21 protein-coding genes and 1 tRNA gene are annotated in these 18730 nt (G+C 35.6%); 13 read left to right on the top strand and 9 right to left on the bottom strand.

The window, feature by feature from the left end; all coding sequences use genetic code 11:
• Window positions 1-93: 93 nt before the first annotated feature.
• The gene (cmk, locus tag C8N28_RS02350) at window positions 94-780 is read right to left on the bottom strand and encodes a (d)CMP kinase (protein ID WP_132221151.1); all 687 of its coding nucleotides are present in this window, start codon (window positions 778-780) and stop codon (window positions 94-96) included.
• Between the two features lie 51 nt (window positions 781-831).
• Between cmk and arfB the strand changes: the two genes are divergently transcribed.
• The 6 genes from arfB to C8N28_RS02320 all read left to right on the top strand — a co-directional run bounded on the left by arfB (window position 832) and on the right by C8N28_RS02320 (window position 6249).
• Window positions 832-1239: an alternative ribosome rescue aminoacyl-tRNA hydrolase ArfB gene (gene arfB, locus C8N28_RS02345; protein ID WP_132221149.1), complete on the top strand. Its 408-nt coding sequence runs from the start codon at window positions 832-834 to the stop codon at window positions 1237-1239.
• A gap of 106 nt (window positions 1240-1345) precedes the next feature.
• A complete protein-coding gene (locus C8N28_RS02340; RefSeq protein WP_132221147.1) occupies window positions 1346-1753 on the top strand; it encodes a cytochrome c maturation protein CcmE domain-containing protein in 408 nt (135 codons plus the stop codon).
• A gap of 57 nt (window positions 1754-1810) precedes the next feature.
• Window positions 1811-4294 carry a heme lyase CcmF/NrfE family subunit gene (locus C8N28_RS02335; protein WP_132221144.1) on the top strand — a complete coding sequence of 828 codons (2484 nt, stop codon included), beginning with the start codon at window positions 1811-1813 and terminating at the stop codon, window positions 4292-4294.
• Window positions 4295-4297: 3 nt separating this feature from the next.
• A complete protein-coding gene (locus C8N28_RS02330) occupies window positions 4298-5080 on the top strand; it encodes a Rossmann-like and DUF2520 domain-containing protein (RefSeq protein WP_132221142.1) in 783 nt (260 codons plus the stop codon).
• A 38-nt stretch (window positions 5081-5118) separates the two neighbouring features.
• Entirely contained in the window at window positions 5119-5640 is a 522-nt protein-coding gene (locus C8N28_RS02325) for a KdsC family phosphatase (protein WP_132221140.1), read from the top strand.
• Between the two features lie 3 nt (window positions 5641-5643).
• Window positions 5644-6249 carry a Maf family protein gene (locus tag C8N28_RS02320; protein ID WP_132221138.1) on the top strand — a complete coding sequence of 202 codons (606 nt, stop codon included), beginning with the start codon at window positions 5644-5646 and terminating at the stop codon, window positions 6247-6249.
• 6 nt (window positions 6250-6255) lie between these two features.
• Here the strand turns inward: C8N28_RS02320 and C8N28_RS02315 are convergent, their stop codons facing one another.
• Entirely contained in the window at window positions 6256-6651 is a 396-nt protein-coding gene (locus C8N28_RS02315; RefSeq protein ID WP_132221136.1) for an SRPBCC family protein, read from the bottom strand.
• A gap of 8 nt (window positions 6652-6659) precedes the next feature.
• Complete coding sequence (gene pyrE / locus C8N28_RS02310; protein ID WP_132221134.1) at window positions 6660-7310, bottom strand: orotate phosphoribosyltransferase; 651 nt, start codon at window positions 7308-7310, stop codon at window positions 6660-6662.
• 22 nt (window positions 7311-7332) lie between these two features.
• On the opposite strand from pyrE, the gene C8N28_RS02305 reads away from it, so the two are divergent.
• Window positions 7333-7917: an NUDIX hydrolase gene (locus C8N28_RS02305; RefSeq protein ID WP_246012711.1), complete on the top strand. Its 585-nt coding sequence runs from the start codon at window positions 7333-7335 to the stop codon at window positions 7915-7917.
• Here C8N28_RS02305 and coaD read toward each other — a convergent pair.
• Genes coaD through C8N28_RS02290 form a run of 3 tightly spaced genes read right to left on the bottom strand, consistent with a single transcriptional unit; the run spans window position 7914 to window position 9717 of the window.
• The gene (gene coaD / locus C8N28_RS02300) at window positions 7914-8387 is read right to left on the bottom strand and encodes a pantetheine-phosphate adenylyltransferase (protein ID WP_132221130.1); all 474 of its coding nucleotides are present in this window, start codon (window positions 8385-8387) and stop codon (window positions 7914-7916) included. The genes C8N28_RS02305 and coaD overlap by 4 nt on opposite strands.
• Before the next feature lie 5 nt (window positions 8388-8392).
• Complete coding sequence (gene rsmD, locus C8N28_RS02295; RefSeq protein ID WP_132221128.1) at window positions 8393-8929, bottom strand: 16S rRNA (guanine(966)-N(2))-methyltransferase RsmD; 537 nt, start codon at window positions 8927-8929, stop codon at window positions 8393-8395.
• On the bottom strand, window positions 8920-9717 hold the full coding sequence (locus C8N28_RS02290) for a DUF3822 family protein (protein ID WP_132221126.1): 798 nt from the start codon (window positions 9715-9717) through the stop codon (window positions 8920-8922). The genes rsmD and C8N28_RS02290 overlap by 10 nt, the downstream gene beginning before the upstream one ends.
• Before the next feature lie 29 nt (window positions 9718-9746).
• On the opposite strand from C8N28_RS02290, the gene C8N28_RS02285 reads away from it, so the two are divergent.
• The 3 genes from C8N28_RS02285 (at window position 9747) to C8N28_RS02275 (ending at window position 13792) form a co-directional block, all read left to right on the top strand.
• Window positions 9747-11195: an ATP-dependent DNA helicase gene (locus tag C8N28_RS02285; protein WP_246012709.1), complete on the top strand. Its 1449-nt coding sequence runs from the start codon at window positions 9747-9749 to the stop codon at window positions 11193-11195.
• Window positions 11196-11277: 82 nt separating this feature from the next.
• On the top strand, window positions 11278-12522 hold the full coding sequence (locus tag C8N28_RS02280; RefSeq protein WP_132221124.1) for a M16 family metallopeptidase: 1245 nt from the start codon (window positions 11278-11280) through the stop codon (window positions 12520-12522).
• On the top strand, window positions 12515-13792 hold the full coding sequence (locus C8N28_RS02275) for a M16 family metallopeptidase (protein WP_132221122.1): 1278 nt from the start codon (window positions 12515-12517) through the stop codon (window positions 13790-13792). The genes C8N28_RS02280 and C8N28_RS02275 overlap by 8 nt, the downstream gene beginning before the upstream one ends.
• Before the next feature lie 552 nt (window positions 13793-14344).
• Here C8N28_RS02275 and C8N28_RS02270 read toward each other — a convergent pair.
• The 3 genes from C8N28_RS02270 to C8N28_RS02260 form a co-directional block, all read right to left on the bottom strand.
• Window positions 14345-14427 (bottom strand) — tRNA-Leu (locus C8N28_RS02270).
• 75 nt (window positions 14428-14502) lie between these two features.
• On the bottom strand, window positions 14503-15846 hold the full coding sequence (purB, locus tag C8N28_RS02265; RefSeq protein WP_132221120.1) for an adenylosuccinate lyase: 1344 nt from the start codon (window positions 15844-15846) through the stop codon (window positions 14503-14505).
• Window positions 15847-16021: 175 nt separating this feature from the next.
• The gene (locus tag C8N28_RS02260; RefSeq protein ID WP_132221118.1) at window positions 16022-16213 is read right to left on the bottom strand and encodes a hypothetical protein; all 192 of its coding nucleotides are present in this window, start codon (window positions 16211-16213) and stop codon (window positions 16022-16024) included.
• 189 nt (window positions 16214-16402) lie between these two features.
• Between C8N28_RS02260 and C8N28_RS02255 the strand changes: the two genes are divergently transcribed.
• The 3 genes from C8N28_RS02255 (at window position 16403) to C8N28_RS02245 (ending at window position 18726) form a co-directional block, all read left to right on the top strand.
• On the top strand, window positions 16403-16966 hold the full coding sequence (locus C8N28_RS02255) for an RNA polymerase sigma factor (RefSeq protein ID WP_132221116.1): 564 nt from the start codon (window positions 16403-16405) through the stop codon (window positions 16964-16966).
• A gap of 14 nt (window positions 16967-16980) precedes the next feature.
• Entirely contained in the window at window positions 16981-18078 is a 1098-nt protein-coding gene (locus C8N28_RS02250) for a S1C family serine protease (protein WP_132221114.1), read from the top strand.
• Between the two features lie 99 nt (window positions 18079-18177).
• Window positions 18178-18726, top strand: a complete 549-nt coding sequence (locus C8N28_RS02245; RefSeq protein ID WP_132221112.1) for a cob(I)yrinic acid a,c-diamide adenosyltransferase — start codon at window positions 18178-18180, stop codon at window positions 18724-18726.
• The last annotated feature ends 4 nt before the right edge of the window (window positions 18727-18730 follow it).

Genomic DNA, 18730 nt, shown 5'->3' with positions numbered 1-18730 from the left:
TTCCCGACTTTGGTCAGGACTGCAAATGTAGGGAATTAATTATTGAAAAGGTAAAAATTTAGCTATAAATATTGAATAATTAGCTGAAAAATCCTATTTTTTAGGTGACAAAACTTTTTTGACCTCATTTATAACAAAATCAAGCTGTTGTTCCTGATTTAAATTGGTATTATCTAATACAATAGCTTCTTCTGATCGGGTTAGAGGACTCTCCTTACGGGTAGTGTCTTGATAGTCCCGATGTGCTAAATTCTCGAAAACTTCTTCTAACGTTACATTCTTCCCTGCAAGTTGTAATTCTTTAAAACGACGATCAGCTCGTACTTTAGGGTCTGCCATCATAAATATTTTAACTTGAGCGTTTGGAAAGACTACAGTGCCAATATCACGCCCATCCATTACGATGTTCTGGTTCTCTGCCATTTTTTGCTGTTGAACCACCATGGCTTTCCGAACCTCTTTAATAGAGCTAACTTCGCTTACTAATTCAGATACATTCATCTCTCTTATTTTAGAAGTTACATCTTTGCCATTAAGTAATACGATGGTCTTGTCATCTTTTAAATCGAATTTAATTTCTATATCAGAAAGATGAGATTTTATCTTTTCAATATCATTAGCAGAAATATGGTGCTCTATAAGATATAAGGTTAGAGCCCTATACATCGCTCCACTATCTATATATATATAATTTAGCTTGTTAGCCAATGCTTTCGCAACCGTACTTTTGCCACAGGAAGAATAACCGTCTATGGCAATAATGATATTTCTTTTATCCATTGACTGGCAAAGGTACTATTTTACTAGAAAATGTATATTAACTTTGCCTGCATGAGTTTTCTAAAAGAAGATCTATTACCTTATATAACCTTTAAAACTTCCAGAAGTGGTGGCAGTGGGGGGCAGAACGTAAATAAAGTCTCTACAAAGGTCGAGCTTCTGTTCGACCTCTCGAAGGCTTCTCTGTTTTCAGATGAGGAAAAGGCATTGATTTCAAAAATGTTACAATCGCGAACTCAATCTGATAATTACATTCAAATAATTTGTCAGGAAAGCAGATCTCAATTAAACAATAAGGAAATAGCCTTAGATAAGCTGACTTCCCTTATAAAGAAAGCCCTGGTTGTTCAAAAACAAAGAAAATCTACTAAACCAAGCAAGAAGTCTGTTCAGGTAAGACTTGATAAAAAGAAGAATCAAGCGTTAAAAAAGATAAGCAGGAAGATAAAATGGGATTAAAACCAATTCTATTTAGAATAATTCTTAATATGCCCCTGCCTTTGTATTCTTCGTAGATTTAACTTTGGTTTTGTATTTTTGCAGTTAAACAATTTATCGGATAACTATGAAAAAAAGTTCGATTCTAGGAATAGTAGTAATTGCTGTTTTTATCGCAATAATCATTAGTATTTACGGAGATTCAAGTACCTACGCTTCATTTTCTGAAGCTCAAAAAACGGAAGTTGAATTGCATGTAGTGGGCCAGTTAAATAAGGAAAAAGAACTGGTATATAACCCCGTTCAGAACGCCAACTACTTCTCGTTTTATATGCTTGATGAACATGGTCAGGAATGTAAGGTCGTTTTTCAGGGATCTAAACCTCAAGATTTTGAACGTTCAGAACAAATAGTTCTTACAGGAAAAATGGTAGGACAAGAATTCCATGCTAGTAAGATTTTGATGAAATGCCCTTCAAAATATAATGATCAGCAAATTGAGATAACAGAAGCAACTGCTACTTCACAAGTTTAATTATCAGTTTAATATCTGCATCTAACCTGCAGATTACAAAAATTATATTAATATTTAATGGATATCGTTTATCAAGGTGAAAACCTTCTGCCTGGTCAGTTAGGTCAGTTCTTTATTGTATTGACATTTGGAACTGCTTTACTCTCGCTCATAAGTTATTTTTACGCTACCAAAGTTAAGGGTGAACCTGCTGCTGTTTCATGGATGAAAATTGCGAGGATAGCTTTTTGGATCAACCTGGTTTCAGTGATTGGTATTGGTACCTGTTTATATTATATTATCTATAACCACCTTTTTGAATATAATTATGCGTGGGCACACTCTTCTACCATTCTGCCTACCCATTATATGATCGCCAGTTTCTGGGAAGGACAAGAAGGAAGCTTTTGGTTATGGATGTTCTGGCAAGCTTTACTAGGTGCTGTACTTGTATTTAGAGCAAAAACCTGGGAAAGCCCGGTTATGACAACAGTCATGCTTTGTCAGGCTGTATTAGCATCTATGTTAATAGGAGTAGAGTTTTTTGGAGAACGCGTAGGCAGCTCTCCTTTTATTCTCTTAAGAGATGCAATAGACATAAAAGCTATGGCTCCAGTGTTTTTTGCAGATCCGGAGAACTACAGAAACTATCTTAAGGTTATTGTTGATGGAAATGGTTTAAATCCTTTACTTCAAAACTACTGGATGGTGATTCACCCTCCAACCTTATTTTTAGGATTCGCATCCATGGTAGTCCCTTTTGCGTATGCATTTGCAGGATTATGGCAAAGACGTTATTCAGAATGGGTGAAAGTTGCAATGCCCTGGTCTTTATTCGCAGTAATGATTTTAGGAGTTGGAATTATTATGGGTTCCTTTTGGGCGTATGAAGCCTTAAACTTCGGAGGTTTCTGGGCATGGGATCCAGTAGAAAATGCTTCTATTCTTCCTTGGTTTACACTAATTGCAGCGGTACACGTTCTTTTAGCTTATAAAAATTCAGGACATTCATACTTTACAGCTTCATTCCTGGTAATGATTAGTTTCATATTAGTTATCTATGCTTCTTTCTTAACAAGAAGTGGTATTCTAGGAGAAACGTCTGTACACTCATTTACAGATTTAGGTATGTTCTGGCAATTGGTTCTATTCAATTTCATCTTTTTAGCAATGATGATCTGGGCGCTTGTAAGCCGCTGGAAAGAGCTGCCAATAACAAAAAAGGATGAAGAAACGTATTCAAGAGAGTTTTGGCTGTTTATCGGATCCATGGTACTTTTAGTAGCTTGTATTCAAATCGTAGCCAGTACATCCATTCCTGTCTTTAATGCGATATTTGGAACTAAAGTTGCGCCTCCAATCGATCCGATAGCTCATTATAATAAATGGCAAGTGCCTTTTGCTATCGTAGTTGCAATTTTATCAGCAACCGCACAATTCTTTAAATACCGTCGAACTGATATTCATAAGTTTTATAGAAATATATTAAGTTCCTTAATTGTTGCCATTGTTGCAACTATTGCAGTGGTTTATATAACTAAAGTTTACACAAACTTTATGTATATATTACTAACTTTTGCTGCTGTATTCTCGATTGTATCCAATGCAAAAGTACTTGGAGATGCTTTCAAAGGAAAGTGGAAGCTGGCAGGGTCTGCCGTTGCGCATATTGGTTTCGCATTACTTTTAATCGGAGCTTTGGTAGCAGCTTCTACAGAAAATATAGTTTCTAAAAATAGTACAGGAGTAATTGCAGTTGAAGGCTTTGATGCTGTTGAAACACCTGGCGACAACTTATTTATGTACATAAATGAGCCCATACAAATGGGTGATTATACCATTACCTATGTAGGCGATAGTATCAATGGTGTAGATGTATATTACAAAGTAAACTATGTGAGGAAAGATGACAAGGGAAATATCAAAGAAACTTTTCAATTAACTCCTCGTGCTCAACAAAACCCTAAAATGGGTTTAGTTGGAACTCCTAGTACAAGACATTATTTACATAGAGATATTTATACCATTGTAACTGCAGCACCAAAGATTGAGACATTATTGGGCGGTGCCGAACATGAAGATCATGAAGGGCATTCTGCCTATGAGAATTATGAAGAACCAATGACCTATGAAGTCAATGTTGGTGATACGCTTCGTTATCGCAGTGGATTTATTATCGTTAAAGGAGTAAATCGGAATGCAAGCATTCAGAACATGCCGATAGGAGAAAATGATATTGCTGTTGGATTAACGGTAGAAGTTCATGCCATGGATGATAAAACTTATACTGCAGAACCCGTTTACCTGATAAAAGGTAACTCTGTATACGATTTTGAAAAAGATGTGGAGGAAGAGGGCTTGAAATTCAGATTCACAAAGATTATTCCGGATGCTAATAAGTTAGAATTAATGGTTTATCAAAAACCACCGGCAGAAAAGAAATGGATCGTAATGAAAGCCATTGAATTTCCATTCATTAACTTCTTCTGGGCTGGTACTATCATTATGACAATCGGATTTATTCTCTCTATCTTTAGAAGGAATAAGGAAATAAAAGAATAAAGTATGATCAATATTGTAATCCTTGGAAGTGGAAATGTAGCAACCTTATTAGGAACATCTCTATCGAAAGCGGGTTATAATAATATCATACAAGTATGGAGCAGGAAGCTGGAGCACGCAAAGGCTTTAGCTAACCTGCTCCATACTCAATTTACTGATGATATAGATCAGGTGGTAGATTCAGCCGATCTATATATACTTTCAATCAGTGACGATGCTATTCCATTTGTAGTCTCCAAAATGAAGCCTGTTAGTGGAATTATAGCACATACTTCAGGAAGTACCTCTATCGACGTTTTTCACAACAAGTTTTCTAATTACGGGGTGTTTTATCCCTTTCAAACCTTTTCAATTGGAAAGGAAATTGATTTTAAAAACGTTCCTATACTATTAGAAGGCTCTGACTCAAATTCTTTGTCTGTATTAGAGTCTGTGGCTTTATCTATCTCTGATAAGGTTCAAGAGTGCAATTCTGATCAGCGTAAGGTATTACATATAGCAGCGGTTTTTGCTTCTAATTTTACAAATCACCTTTATACAATTTCACAAAAACTTCTGGAAGATAACGGTTTGGATTTTGATTTAATTCGTCCGCTGATTTTAGAGACAGCCCTTAAAGTTCAAGAAATCATGCCTGCCGAAGCTCAAACCGGACCTGCAGCCAGGAATGATTTAAGCATTATAAACAGCCATCTAAAGCAGCTTGAGAGTGAACCTGAACTTTCGGCTATTTACCGTTTATTAAGCAATCAAATTACTACATTTACCGATAAAAATCGTTCCTAGTATTTGGAAATTTCTTAAAAAGACCTCATTTTGTAATTATGGTATTATTTGATCAATTAAAGAAAGTTAAAGCTTTTGTCTTTGATGTAGATGGAGTTCTTACGAACGGCGAAGTGTTGGTTACGGAAGAAGGTGAACAGCTTCGGTCTTTTTATATAAAAGATGGCTATGCTTTAAAATTGGCCGTAAAACAAGGATATCCCATTGCTGTCATTACTGGCGGGAAGTCCCTGGGAGTAAAGTTAAGGCTTGAAGGCTTAGGAATCAAAGATGTGTTTATTGATATCTCTCATAAAACAATGATCCTGGAGCAATGGATGCAGAAGAATAATATTCAAGCGGAAAGCATTCTTTATATGGGAGATGATATTCCTGATATAGAAGCAATGGGCATGGTTGGTTTCGCTAGCTGTCCGGCTGATGCAGTAGAAGATATTAAAGCAATTTCTCATTATATTTCACCTGTAAAAGGAGGGAAGGGAGCTGTACGTGATGTTATTGAGAAAGTTTTACGTTTACAGAATAAATGGGATATTGACCCTGAAGTTAAAAGTGTTTAAAGAATGAATTTATTTGAGATTATTCAGAATACCAAAATCATATTAGCAACTAATTCTCCAAGAAGAAAGGAACTTTTAACACAATTAGGTATTCCTTTTGAAGTGAGATCCAAAGAGATTGATGAATCTTATCCTAAAAGTTTTCGCCCGGAAGCCGTTGCGGTCTATATAGCAGAAAAGAAAGCCAATTCATTTCTTAAGAGTTTAACAGATGAATTATTAATTGCTGCAGATACCATTGTTTCAATAGAAGATGAAATCTTCGGTAAGCCCAAGGATACGCATGATGCTAAAATGATGCTTCGTAAGCTCTCAGGTAAACCTCATGAAGTAATTACAGGTGTTGCACTCTTATACATGCAAAAGATCTATTCTTTTTATGAGAAAACAACTGTTCATTTCAAAGAATTAACAAACGCTGAGATAGAATACTATATTAAGGAATATCAACCTTTTGATAAAGCTGGCGCATATGGAATCCAGGAATGGATTGGAATGGTTGGCGTTACAGGGATAGAAGGGTCGTATAATAATGTGGTTGGTTTGCCTACCGCCAGATTATATCATGAGATCGGTTCTTTTTTACTGCAAAGTAAAAGCACCTTTTAGCTAAAACTAAGAGAAAATATCAGTTAGCCTCTTTATTTGAAAATCGATGAGTTTCTGTAAAGGGCCTGATGCCATCATTTTCATCATCATATTCAACTCTGCGTTCAGCTCCAGCTTAACTTCAGTTTTACCATCTTTCTGGTCTAATAGCCAATTCAAAGATATATCGAATGGAGTCTCACTCGCAGGAACAATGCGTATTTCTGAATTCTCTTTGCGTTCTTTTACCTTCAATGCTAATTTAGACATGTTTTTGATGGTAAAAGTAGCTTCGTCCCTGGTAGAGCTCCAGTCATAGACATTATCTGGTTGCAATTGCTCATGATTATTGCAATCTTCTAGAAATGCATAAACTTCTTCGATGGGTTTGGATAAGGTTGTTTTACTCTCGAAGGATGTCATAGCTCTATTTATTGATGTTTATTGCTCCACTCTTCAGGATTAAGGCGCCATTCTTCTAGCAGGGCCAATTCTGATTCATTAATAAACTGATTTTCAAAAGCATATTTAATTAAGGTTTCATAATTTGAAAGACTAATTAATCGACATTTTGCTTCCTTAAAGTTCTCTTCAGCAATCGGTAAGTTATAAGTAAATATTGAAACAAGTCCAACTACATTACAGCCTGCATCTCTTAAAGCCTGTACTGCTTTTAAACTGCTTTTACCGGTTGAAATTAAGTCTTCAATAACAACTACACGTTGACCATCTACAACTTCACCTTCAATAAGGTTTTGTCTGCCATGATCTTTTGCACTCGATCTTACGTAGGTAAAAGGTACCCCAAGATCTTGGGCTACTAAAACTCCTTGTGGAATCCCGGCTGTCGCAACTCCTGAAATCATATCTATCGATCCAAATTCTTCATGAATAACTTCCGAAAACTTTTGTCGAATATACGTCCTCGTTGTAGGATAGGATAGGGTTATCCGGTTATCACAATAAATAGGTGACTTTAAGCCTGAAGCCCACGTAAAAGGATTTTTTGGTTCTAGTTTTATTGCTTTAATTTGCAATAGAAATTCTGCTATTTTTTGTTCTATCTCACTCATGTGATTCATGCCGCAAATCTATAAAATTTATATGAACGAATCAGCTTTGATTCTAACTCATTTTCACGAAACCTCGTCTAGCTCTACACAAAATATTGACATACAAGATTTTGATATAAAAAAGCTTTTTCAACAAATTGTAGAAAACAAGCTTCAACAGACCTTTATCCTTCAAACAGATGATCCGAAAGCTACTTTAAAAGAAATAAAGAAAGCAGTTAGAGTCATTAATGCCGCTGGTGGACTAGTTAAAAACGCTAATTCTGACTATTTGTTTATTAAAAGATTAGGAAAATGGGATTTGCCAAAAGGAAAAGTTGAAGAAGGTGAAAAAATGCGCGAAGCTGCGGTTAGAGAAGTTGCAGAAGAATGCAGTATTGAGATCGATTCTTTAGGAAAGAAGATAGAATCAACCTATCATGTTTATGTTTTAAAGGGTGAGTTTATTCTCAAGAAAACAAATTGGTATAAAATGAAGGTTAATAGCGTTCCAGATTTAATACCTCAAACTGAAGAAGATATTAGCGACGCTAAATGGTTCTCCGCTAAAGACCTCCATATAATTCGTGAAAATACTTATCCGCTGATTAAAGCATTAATTGCTGATTTAAACTAAGGTTTAGGTAGAAGATCAATCACTTCTTGTGGAACCAATTTGCTCAGGTTACCACCATTTCTATAGATCTCTCTCACTATGGTAGAACTTATGTGTGAGTAACCCGGACTGCTTATCAAGAATATAGTTTGTACCTGCTCATCAATCAGTTGATTGTTTTGAGATATAGGTTGTTCATATTCAAAATCGCTAACATTTCTCATGCCGCGTATAATGAATTTGGCGTTAACTTTTTTACAATAGTCAATGGTTAGGCCTTGATAACTATCTATTATAATTTTATCTTTCTCAGAGATGAAAATCCTCTCTAAGATCTGCCGTCTTATTTCATAAGATATAAAAGGTTCTTTTGCACTATTCACTCCAATAGCTAAGTAAACTTTATCAAACAGGGGTAAAGCCCGTTTAATTATATCAATATGAGCATTTGTTATCGGGTCAAATGATCCTGGAAAGACAGCTGTTTTCATCTTTTTTAAGTTTGAGTGAAAAAACTAAAAGAGGTTTGTCCGTATTTACGTTTTTCAACAAAATTTATATGATTCGAAAAGTGTTGAAAGCTAGGGTGTTCAAGTATAAGTAATCCGTTTGGCTTTAAAAGCTCGGTTTTAAAGATTCTATCGGGTATCTCAGCAAGCTCTGGTAAATCATAGGGCGGATCAGCAAAGATTAAATCAAAGGGTTCATGTGTGCGCTCAATGAATTTAAATACCCTGTCTCTTACAACCCTTACACCTGGTAATTTAAATTCTTCTACCATGGAGGTTAAAAAAGCACAACATTTGAAATTTTGATCTACGGCTACCAAATCTGTTACACCTCTTGATGCAAACTCTAATGATATATTCCCCGTTCCACTAAATAAATCTAATACACGTATATCTTCAAAATCGAGTCTATTGCTCAGTACGTTAAATAATGCCTCTTTAGACATATCTGTTGTCGGCCTTACCGGTAATCCTTTTGGAGGATCAATTTTTCTACCCCTTAAATCTCCGGAAATTATTCGCATTCGATGGCTCCAATTAGAAAGTTGAGGTTGGAATATTCCTTTTGACCAATTAGATTTAAGTTTTCTTCACTAGGAAAAGAAAGGTTTTGACTGTATTTGGATAAGCGCTGATAGTTTTCATCCCCTTCAGCAATGTCTCCCCATAAGTAGAATTGTGTTAAAGCAGGAGTCAGATCTAATTTATCAAATAGCGTTAATAGAAAGAAGTTAAATTCGTCTGCGGTAGCACAGTTAAACTGACTATAAAACTTAAGTTTATTATCCTCAATCAGCGTAACCTCAAAATGATCGTTATAAAAGTTCAATCCTAATACGGTCTTATATTTTACCTTCATGTCGGTCAAATAATTGATCATTATTTTAGAACTAGGAATGAGTTGCACATCTTTTAGAACGGTCAACCAAAACTTTTGATCTTCCTGAGGAGAAAAACTTATAAGACAATTTTGTTTGTCAATTATTGAACTAAACTGTTTTGATATATTTTCTTCACCTAATAAGTGTAAGGAAGGATTTGCATCTTCTTCATAAAGATCCAGAGGTATTAAGGATACTGATTCTGGAGTAACTACCAAATAAGTTTTAAGAAAACGTAAGTTTAGAATACCTGCTTTGCCTCTAAAGAAGTCTTCAGTAGGCTTTTCTTGTATTAATCGGATCGTATTATTTTCATCTATAATGGCAATCTGTGAAAGATCTGCTTTTGGATGAATAAATAATTTGCAATTCAAGCTGTTTTCCTGAATAAACTTTTCCTCAGCTTTCAATAATTCTAATTGACTTTCCATTCTTAACAAAAATAGGTTTTACAATCGATTTGGCAAACCTTTTCATAACTTTGGATGTGGTTAAAGCAGAACTTTTTAAACAATATTTTCCGAATAATCCCACTAAACACCAACAGGATGCGTTTGAGGTCCTCGCAGATTTTTTGAATTCGACCGAAAATTTTTCTTGTTTTATATTAAAGGGCTATGCCGGAACCGGGAAAACCAGTATCATAAGTGCACTTGTAAAGGCACTACCACAAATAAAGATGCGCTTTGTTCTATTAGCACCAACCGGACGAGCCGCTAAGGTAATTACATCCTACTCCAATAAGAATGCATTAACGATTCACAAAAAAATCTACAGGAAAAAGGTTGCTGGAACCCCTGATATGGATTTCGCCTTAGCAGAAAATAAACATACCGATACCTTGTTTATAGTAGATGAGGCATCAATGATTTCTAATGAACGGGCTGGTTTCTCCCGACAAAGTTTGTTAGAAGACTTAATTGAATACGTTTATAATGGAGAGAACTGCAGGTTAATGTTAGTAGGCGATACCGCTCAACTTCCTCCTGTAGGCCTATTAGAGAGTCCTGCCTTATCATCAAAGATCCTAAATACCTTGTTTAGCCTGAAAGTGTTTCAGATTGAACTAACAGAGGTTGTGAGGCAAGAGAAAACATCAGGCATTCTTTATAATGCAACTACCATACGTAATTTAATACTTAATAATTCAAATGAGCAGAAATCATATCCATACCCTCAGTTTCATGTAAAGCCCTTTAAAGATATTTACAGAATGACCGGAGAGCGCCTGATTGAAGGCTTAGAATACGCATATAATAAATATGGTATGGAGAATACGTTGGTTATCTGCAGATCGAATAAGAATGCTAATCTGTACAATTTAAATATTCGAAATAGGATTCTCTATCGTGAAGAAGAATTGACCGGTGGTGATTATATTATGGTAGTTCGAAATAACTATTTCTGGGTTGATAAAAATCAGAGTCAAAGCTTTATCGCTAATGGCGATATGGCTAAGGTTACAAGAGTAAGTAATGTTCATACCCAATTTGGATTTCATTTTGCAGATGTAAGCCTGGAGTTTGTAGATTCAGACAGTGAAGCTTTAAATTGCCGCGTTTTATTAGAAACACTCTATGCAGATGCTCCGAATCTTCCTTCAGCAGATCAACAACGGCTCTTTGAAGCCATCATGGAAGATTATATGCATCTGCCCACAAAAAAGGATAGAATTCAGGCATTAAAACAAGATCCTTATTATAATGCTCTGCAGATAAAATTTGCGATGGCAGTTACCTGTCATAAAGCCCAAGGGGGACAATGGGAGGCTGTTTTTATAGATCAAGGTTTTCTTACAGAAGAGATGCTCAACACCGAATTTATGCGTTGGTTATATACTGCCTGCACACGTGCAACAAAAGAGCTTTTCCTTTTGAATTTTGGTGATGCCTTCTTTGTTGAAACATAAATTACCTATTCTCTTCGATTTTCCTTAATCCTTCCTTATTTAATTAAATTTGTCAGCTAATGTTAAATAGAAACCACAAGAAATGATAAAATATAATCGATTTATATTGAAAAATGGACTTAGAGTTTTAGTTCATGAGGATCCTTCAACTCCGATGGCGGTAATGAATATTCTTTATGACGTTGGAGCTCGGGACGAAGATGAGGACCAAACTGGTTTTGCGCATTTATTTGAGCATCTTATGTTTGGTGGATCCGTAAATATTCCACAATATGATAAACCCTTGCAATTGGTTGGGGGTGAGAATAATGCGTTTACAAGTAACGATATAACCAACTATTACATTACGTTACCTGCTGTAAATATAGAAACTGCTTTTTGGTTAGAGAGCGATAGGATGTTGAGCTTAGCCTTTAGTGAAAAAAGTTTAGAGGTTCAGCGAAATGTAGTTTGCGAAGAATTTAAGCAGCGCTATCTGAATCAGCCTTATGGTGATGTTTGGTTGAAATTAAGACCCTTAGCATACAAAAAGCACCCATATCGCTGGGCTACGATTGGTAAAGAACTTTCTCATATTGAAAATGCAAAGATTGAAGATGTTAAAGATTTCTTCAAAAAGCATTATAATCCACAGAGTGCTATTTTGGTAGTAGCTGGAAATGTTGAAACTGAAGAAATAAAGAGATTAGCAGAGCATTGGTTTGAACCTATTCCAAAGGGAGTAGAATATAAAAGAAACCTTCCTGTTGAGCCAGAACAATTGGAGGAGAGAAGAGAGATCATTCATTCAGATGTTCCTACAAATAGTATATATATGGCCTTCCATATGCCGGCAAGGACAGAGAAGGGCTATTATATTGCTGATTTAATTTCTGATCTTTTATCACAAGGCTCATCATCCCGCTTATATCGAAGATTATTAAAAGAACAAGAGATCTTTAGTGAGATTCATGCCTATATAACCGGTAGTATCGATGCTGGTTTATTTATTATCGAAGGAAAACCCTTGCCTAATGTTTCGATAGAAACTGCTGAAGCTGCAATTTGGGATGAACTTGAAAAAATGAAGTCTGAATTCGTTTTAGATTACGAATTAGAGAAAGTCAAGAATAAAGTTGAATCTACCATGGTTTTCTCCGAAATGTCTATTTTAAACAAAGCCATGAACCTTTCTTATTTTGAATTACTAGGCAATGCACAAGAAGTTAATACAGAAGTAGAAAGATATTTAGCTGTTTCTGTTGAAGATATTCGAAACATGAGTACTGAAATCTTTAAGAAAGATAATTCGTCAACCTTAATTTACTTAGCCCAAGACCATGCTTAATAGAATCAATCCACCAGCTTTTCATCCAATTGAAAGTGTAAATATAATTTCTCCGGAATCATTGAAACTATCGAATGGTTCTAATCTGTTTATGTTTAATGCCGGCGAACAAGAACTCGTTCGCATTCAATGGGTATTTGAGAATGCCGCTTTCAAGGCCAATGCGCCTATTATAAATTCAGCACTTAGTGCTATGTTATTAGAAGGAACCTCTAAATATACGAGTGCCCAGATTGCAGAGAAAGTTGATTTTTATGGAGCCTATCTTTTTCCTGAATACAACTACGATCAAACAACCTTAAACCTGGTTACCTTAACAAAGTATTTAGATAAACTATTGCCTTTCGTTCTTGAGGTATTGAATGATGCAATATTCCCTCAACAGGAATTGGATACTTATAAACGTAATTCTAAGCAGTCTTTAAAGATCTCTTTAGAGAAAAATGACTACCTGGCCAGACGTCAGTTTAATAACCTGCTTTTTGGTGATAGTAATTATGGGTATATTCAGAAAGAGAGTGATTTCGATGAACTGAATAGAGATGATTTGAAGGCTCTTTTTAAGCAACAGATTGTCCCGGCTAATTGTACAATCTTCGTTTCAGGAAAAATATCCAATGAAACTTTAAACTACATCAGCAACACAATCAATAATGGCTGGGTTGGAAGTACTGAAGCTCCTACCTTTGCTAGACCTGTGTTTGAAGCTGTTCTTGCTCAGAAGGTTGTGATTGAAAGGGAGAAGGCTGTACAGTCTGCTATTCGCATCGGACAATTGAGTATTCCACGAGCTCACCCTGATTTCCCTGCTTTGCAGGTATTAAATACAACCCTAGGTGGCTATTTCGGATCACGTTTGATGATGAATATTAGAGAAGATAAAGGATATACCTACGGAATAGGATCTGGCTTAGGTTCTCTGAAACATGCAGCATTCTTTACTATTTCTTCCGAAGTAGGAACTGCAGTTTGTGCTGATACCTTGAAAGAAATAGAATTTGAAATTAATCGCTTAAGAACTGAGAAAATATCGGAGGAAGAACTAACCTTGGTGAAAAACTACTTATTAGGATCTATGTTGGGTAGCCTGGAAGATGTTTTTTCTCATACCGATAAGTTTAAGCAAGCTTACTTCTCAGGATTGACCCTTGATTACTTCGACTACTATACTCAACAGGTAAAAGAAATTACTCCCAAAGGTTTATTAGACCTGGCTACTGAGTATTTAGATTTTAGCACGATGGTTCAAGTTGTTGTAGGAAAAATATAAGAAGTTGACGATAATAATTTAACATTTTCGAATGCTTATATACCTAATGTTAAGTATTTCTATATATATTATCGTCTAAATTCTTCTTTTCTAAATTTATTTTATATTTTCGGATGTTTTTGTTAGAAATTTTAGCCCTATTGTACGACCCAGTGCATTTGGGGCTAAAAATTTCTCTTCTTATTTCCTTTTGTTTTCCTGCTATTGCATTTTCTAAACTATCTTTTTCGCGACTTTAGTCTCAATTTTCAACAATACAGTTGATTTCATTACTTCTTCTTAACAAAAAATAAATATTACAGCTCAAGATTTCATTTATGGGCGATGCGTATTTGATTTTTACTAGGTTTTAATCAAACAGTAGTTAAACAGTGGTTGAACAGTGGTCAAACAGTGGTTGAACAGTCCTCAAGCAGTGGTAAAATGACTGTTAAACCTCTGTACATCCTCTGTTAGAAGATAGTTTGGGTTATAGAATGTGTGTAGTTTGTATATACAGATATATTATGTGAGCTAGGTATCTGTAAATGTGTTTGTTGTGGATTTAAGGAGTACCCGGGAGCAGATTCGAACTGCCACGCCCTTAGGGCGCCACCCCCTCAAGATGGTGCGTCTACCAATTTCGCCACCCGGGCAATGAAATATTTGAATGCAAATATATAATTATAATATATTGATATATTATGTAAGGGTTAAAATTTGCCGGAAAATTATATACCCGTATAGTTCCATGGGGTAATTGACTTAATCTCTTCTTTTATAGAATCGGATACATTCAGGTTATCCACGAAGTTAGCAATAACTTGCTCATTAACCTTGGTATTTGTACGAGTTAGGTCTTTTAAAGCTTCATAAGGCTTCGGATAACCTTCTCTTCGAAGAATTGTTTGAATTCCTTCAGCTACAACAGCCCAATTGTTTTCCAGGTCTGCTCGTATTGCCGTTTCATTAATGATTAACTTGTTGAGTCCGCGCATTAGTGATTTCAGAGCAATCATTGTATGTGCTACAGGAACACCAACATTACGCAAAACTGTTGAATCTGTAAGGTCGCGTTGAAGCCTTGAAATAGGCAGTTTAGCGGCTAAGTGCTCAAAAAGAGCATTCGCGATACCCAAGTTTCCTTCTGCGTTTTCAAAGTCGATTGGATTAACTTTATGGGGCATGGCAGACGATCCAATTTGTCCGGCTACAATTTCCTGTTTAAAATAATCCATGGATACATAGGTCCATATATCTCTGCTAAAATCAATAAGGATATTATTAATACGTTTCATGGCATCGCAATGTGCTGCGAAGTTATCATAATGCTCAATTTGCGTGGTGTATTGCGAGCGCGATAGTTCAAGTTGTTCGTTAACAAAGTCATTTCCAAACTCGGCCCAATCAATAGCCGGATAAGCAAGATGATGGGCATTGAAATTACCCGTTGCTCCACCAAATTTTGCAGAAAATGGAATGTGGTTTACCTGTTTGATCTGATTTTCTAAACGTTCGCAGAAAACCAGGATTTCTTTCCCTAAACGCGTTGGAGAGGCTGGTTGACCATGTGTTCGGGCAAGTAAAGCAATATCTTTCCATTTAGAAGCTAGCTCCTGCAGTTTATTAACTATCAGATTTAGTTCTGGCAAATAAACTTCCGTAAGCGCTTTTTTCCAGGAAAAAGGAATGGCTGTATTATTAATATCTTGAGATGTTAGACCAAAATGAATGAATTCTTTGTGTTCTTGTAGGTCTAGCAGATCGAATTTATTCTTAATGAAATATTCAACAGCTTTTACATCATGATTGGTTGTTTTCTCAATCTCTTTTATCTCTTCTGCATCTTTCTCTGTGAATTCGCTGGCTATTTTCAGCAATTCGTTTTTTAGTTCGGTGCTGAGTTTCGGTAATTGGGGAATATCACTATCGGATAAGGCAATGAAATATTCAAGTTCTATATAAACACGAAAACGAATAAGAGCAAATTCTGAGAAATAATTAGATAGAATGGCTGTTGATTTATGATAGCGACCGTCTATAGGTGAAATGGCAGTAAGAGGTGAGAATTTCATGAGATATATTCTTTATGGTCTGTAAAGGTAGAAAAAGGAAAGGAGCTATACAATTTCTAAGAAAGGGTAATGAGGTTTTTTATAAAAGGGTGCGACTTTATATAAAACCTTAAAAAAAGGAATAAAAAAAAACCTGTACGTTTTCGTACAGGTTTTTTTACCGATGTAATTATAATTAATTTACAACGTTAGTATCGATAGCGTTAGTGTCGATAACTGCAGTATCGATGTCGTTAACTACAGTAGTGTCTTCGTTAACAATTACATCAACGTCATCTGCTTCAGTTGCAGCTGGTTGAGTGTTACAAGCTGATACAGCAAGAGTTAAAGCTAGTCCTAAGAAACCGAATTTTAATAGATTTTTCATTTTTAATTGTTTTTTGTTGTTTTAAAATAACATGCTATTTTACACTTAATACATTTAGATGTAAAAGGTAACCCAACAATTTTAAAAAAATTGAAGAATAATATTAATCATGGGTTGATTGGTTTGAATGTAAATTTATTTCCTTTATAATGAGAAAATTGGGTTACTTTTATTCGTTTTAAGTATTAAATGGTGAATAACATAAAAAGTCGGGTACTGAGTGACCAGGAAGTTATTGAAGGTATAGCAAATGGCTCTACTGATGAGTTGGAATATTTATACGCTGCATATTTCCCCATGGTTTTTCAGCTTGTGACTAAAAACAATGGGAGCGAGGACGATGCGAAGGATATTTTTCAGGAAGCAGTGATCGTATTATACGATCGGGTAAATAGTGGAGACTTTGTTTTAAGTAGTAAATTAAAAACGTTCTTATATTCTGTATGCAGGCGGTTATGGCTTAAGAGATTAAATAAGAATGATCGACTGAGTTTTAATGTTCAGGAGCATGAAGAGATTGTTGCTGTAGAAAATGATTTGCTTGAATATCAATTGAAAGAAGAGCAGTTTTTATTGATGGAGCAATCGCTGCATTTGTTGGGAGAGCCGTGTCAGACTATAATAAGCGACTTTTATTTACGGAATCTTTCCATGCAGGAGATTTGTGAGAAGTTTGGCTATACCAATGCAGATAACGCCAAAACGCAAAAGTATAAATGTTTACAACGCCTGAAGAAGTTATTTTTCGGCTAAAATATAAAAATGAAATGAAGAAGGGTATTGATTTTATTGAACAGGCAGATGCATATGTTCGAGGAAGCATGAATGAAGAGGAGCGGAGGCTATTTGAAGAATATTGCAAAGAAAATCCGTCGGAGGCATCAAAATACAGGGAGCATGTTCTATTATTAGAGAAACTTAACGAATATCAAAATAGAATTGATTTCCGATCGAAACTAGAGAGTATACAGTCGAAGCTTGAAACTCCTAAGATCCATAAGTTATCGGGTTCGACCGGGATTGTAAAACTTTGGAAAAACTACGGTTATAGTGCATTAATAGCAGCTTCTGTAGCATTAGTAATTGTATTTTCTACTTTATGGATGTCTGGTTTTTATAGTGATGTAAAGGACAATTCGAGTAAATATAGTGCTTTAAAGCGTGATATGAACCGGATTGTGAATAATGTGAATGCTCAGAATAAGGTTATTAGCAATATAAGTTCTAATAGTGAAAAAGCAGTTGCCCCAAGTACATTTGGGGGTACAGGTTTTGCTTTAACTTCTAACGGTTATATCGCTACCAATTACCACGTTATCAATGGTGCTGATTCTATTTATGTTCAGAATACGAAGGGCGTTTCTTTTAAAACTGAGGTTGTTTATATTGACCCTACTTATGATATCGCCATCCTGGAAATTGTAGATCCTACTTTTAAAGAACCTGCACCGCTGCCTTATACATTTAAAAAGACAGAATCAGATTTAGGACAAGATGTTTATACCATTGGTTTCCCACGTGAGGAAGCTGTATATGGTAGAGGTTATTTAAGCTCAACTACAGGCTTTGGTGGAGATACGATTGCTTATCAGGTTTCGATTCCTGTAAACCCTGGAAATAGCGGTGGACCGGTGTTAGATGATAGCGGAAATGTGATTGGTGTAATTAATGGTAAACAAAAGGAAGCCGATGGAGCAGCCTTTGCTATTAAGACCAGCTATTTACTTAAATCTGTAGATGCAATATCTAAAGACGCATTAAATCGTAAGATGCAAATTAACAAGACTAACTTGTTGAAAGGCCTTTCGAGGACTGCTCAGATTAAAAAGATTCAAGATTTTGTTTACATAGTTAAGGTGTATTAAAAGTATATCCTGTTTTTTAAAAGGCACTTTATCTAATCAAGATAAAGTGCCTTTTTTATTCCTATTAATTATTATATTGAACGTATTAAAATTATATACATGAAGATCTATACAAAAAAAGGTGATAAAGGGCAGACCTCTCTAATAGGGGGTACAAGGGTTGCTAAGCATCATTTACGGATTGAAAGCTACGGTACGATCGATGAGCTTAACTCCTATATTGGCTTAATCAGGAGTCAGAAAATAGACGAAAGACAAGCAGTAGTATTGAAGGAAATTCAGGACCGTTTGTTTACCATTGGTTCTTCCTTGGCTTCTGATCCTGAGCATTCAAAAATGAAAATACCTGATCTATATGAATCAGATGTTACTCTTTTGGAAGAAGAAATTGATAAGATGAATGAGGAATTGCCTCCTTTGAAACATTTTATATTGCCTGGCGGAGAATTGCCAGTAGCCAGCTGTCATTTAGCGCGGTGTGTGTGCCGCAGAGCAGAGCGAATAACCGTGCATTTATCAGAAGAAAGTTTTGTGGATGAGAAGGTTTTGATCTATTTAAATCGCTTAAGTGATTACCTTTTTGTGCTTGGAAGAAAGGTATCTTTTGACGATAAAATTGAAGAGAATATTTGGGTACCTCGTTTATAAACGA

This window comes from Albibacterium bauzanense (assembly GCF_004339765.1).
GTDB lineage: Bacteria > Bacteroidota > Bacteroidia > Sphingobacteriales > Sphingobacteriaceae > Albibacterium > Albibacterium bauzanense.
This window is presented reverse-complemented; position numbering and strand designations above follow the sequence as displayed.

What these genes read in the sequence shown, in the direction of transcription:
- C8N28_RS02290 (WP_132221126.1), bottom strand. Translation starts at nt 9,717, where the DNA reads ATGGAAAGTCAATTAGAATTATTGAAAGCTGAGGAAAAGTTTATTCAG.
- C8N28_RS02275 (WP_132221122.1), top strand. Translation starts at nt 12,515, where the DNA reads ATGCTTAATAGAATCAATCCACCAGCTTTTCATCCAATTGAAAGTGTA.
- C8N28_RS02315 (WP_132221136.1), bottom strand. Translation starts at nt 6,651, where the DNA reads ATGACATCCTTCGAGAGTAAAACAACCTTATCCAAACCCATCGAAGAA.
- C8N28_RS02245 (WP_132221112.1), top strand. Translation starts at nt 18,178, where the DNA reads ATGAAGATCTATACAAAAAAAGGTGATAAAGGGCAGACCTCTCTAATA.
- C8N28_RS02325 (WP_132221140.1), top strand. Translation starts at nt 5,119, where the DNA reads ATGGTATTATTTGATCAATTAAAGAAAGTTAAAGCTTTTGTCTTTGAT.
- rsmD (WP_132221128.1), bottom strand. Translation starts at nt 8,929, where the DNA reads ATGCGAATAATTTCCGGAGATTTAAGGGGTAGAAAAATTGATCCTCCA.
- C8N28_RS02260 (WP_132221118.1), bottom strand. Translation starts at nt 16,213, where the DNA reads ATGAAAAATCTATTAAAATTCGGTTTCTTAGGACTAGCTTTAACTCTT.
- cmk (WP_132221151.1), bottom strand. Translation starts at nt 780, where the DNA reads ATGGATAAAAGAAATATCATTATTGCCATAGACGGTTATTCTTCCTGT.
- C8N28_RS02340 (WP_132221147.1), top strand. Translation starts at nt 1,346, where the DNA reads ATGAAAAAAAGTTCGATTCTAGGAATAGTAGTAATTGCTGTTTTTATC.
- pyrE (WP_132221134.1), bottom strand. Translation starts at nt 7,310, where the DNA reads ATGAATCACATGAGTGAGATAGAACAAAAAATAGCAGAATTTCTATTG.
- purB (WP_132221120.1), bottom strand. Translation starts at nt 15,846, where the DNA reads ATGAAATTCTCACCTCTTACTGCCATTTCACCTATAGACGGTCGCTAT.
- C8N28_RS02250 (WP_132221114.1), top strand. Translation starts at nt 16,981, where the DNA reads ATGAAGAAGGGTATTGATTTTATTGAACAGGCAGATGCATATGTTCGA.
- C8N28_RS02255 (WP_132221116.1), top strand. Translation starts at nt 16,403, where the DNA reads ATGGTGAATAACATAAAAAGTCGGGTACTGAGTGACCAGGAAGTTATT.
- C8N28_RS02335 (WP_132221144.1), top strand. Translation starts at nt 1,811, where the DNA reads ATGGATATCGTTTATCAAGGTGAAAACCTTCTGCCTGGTCAGTTAGGT.
- C8N28_RS02305 (WP_246012711.1), top strand. Translation starts at nt 7,333, where the DNA reads ATGAACGAATCAGCTTTGATTCTAACTCATTTTCACGAAACCTCGTCT.
- arfB (WP_132221149.1), top strand. Translation starts at nt 832, where the DNA reads ATGAGTTTTCTAAAAGAAGATCTATTACCTTATATAACCTTTAAAACT.
- coaD (WP_132221130.1), bottom strand. Translation starts at nt 8,387, where the DNA reads ATGAAAACAGCTGTCTTTCCAGGATCATTTGACCCGATAACAAATGCT.
- C8N28_RS02330 (WP_132221142.1), top strand. Translation starts at nt 4,298, where the DNA reads ATGATCAATATTGTAATCCTTGGAAGTGGAAATGTAGCAACCTTATTA.
- C8N28_RS02320 (WP_132221138.1), top strand. Translation starts at nt 5,644, where the DNA reads ATGAATTTATTTGAGATTATTCAGAATACCAAAATCATATTAGCAACT.
- C8N28_RS02280 (WP_132221124.1), top strand. Translation starts at nt 11,278, where the DNA reads ATGATAAAATATAATCGATTTATATTGAAAAATGGACTTAGAGTTTTA.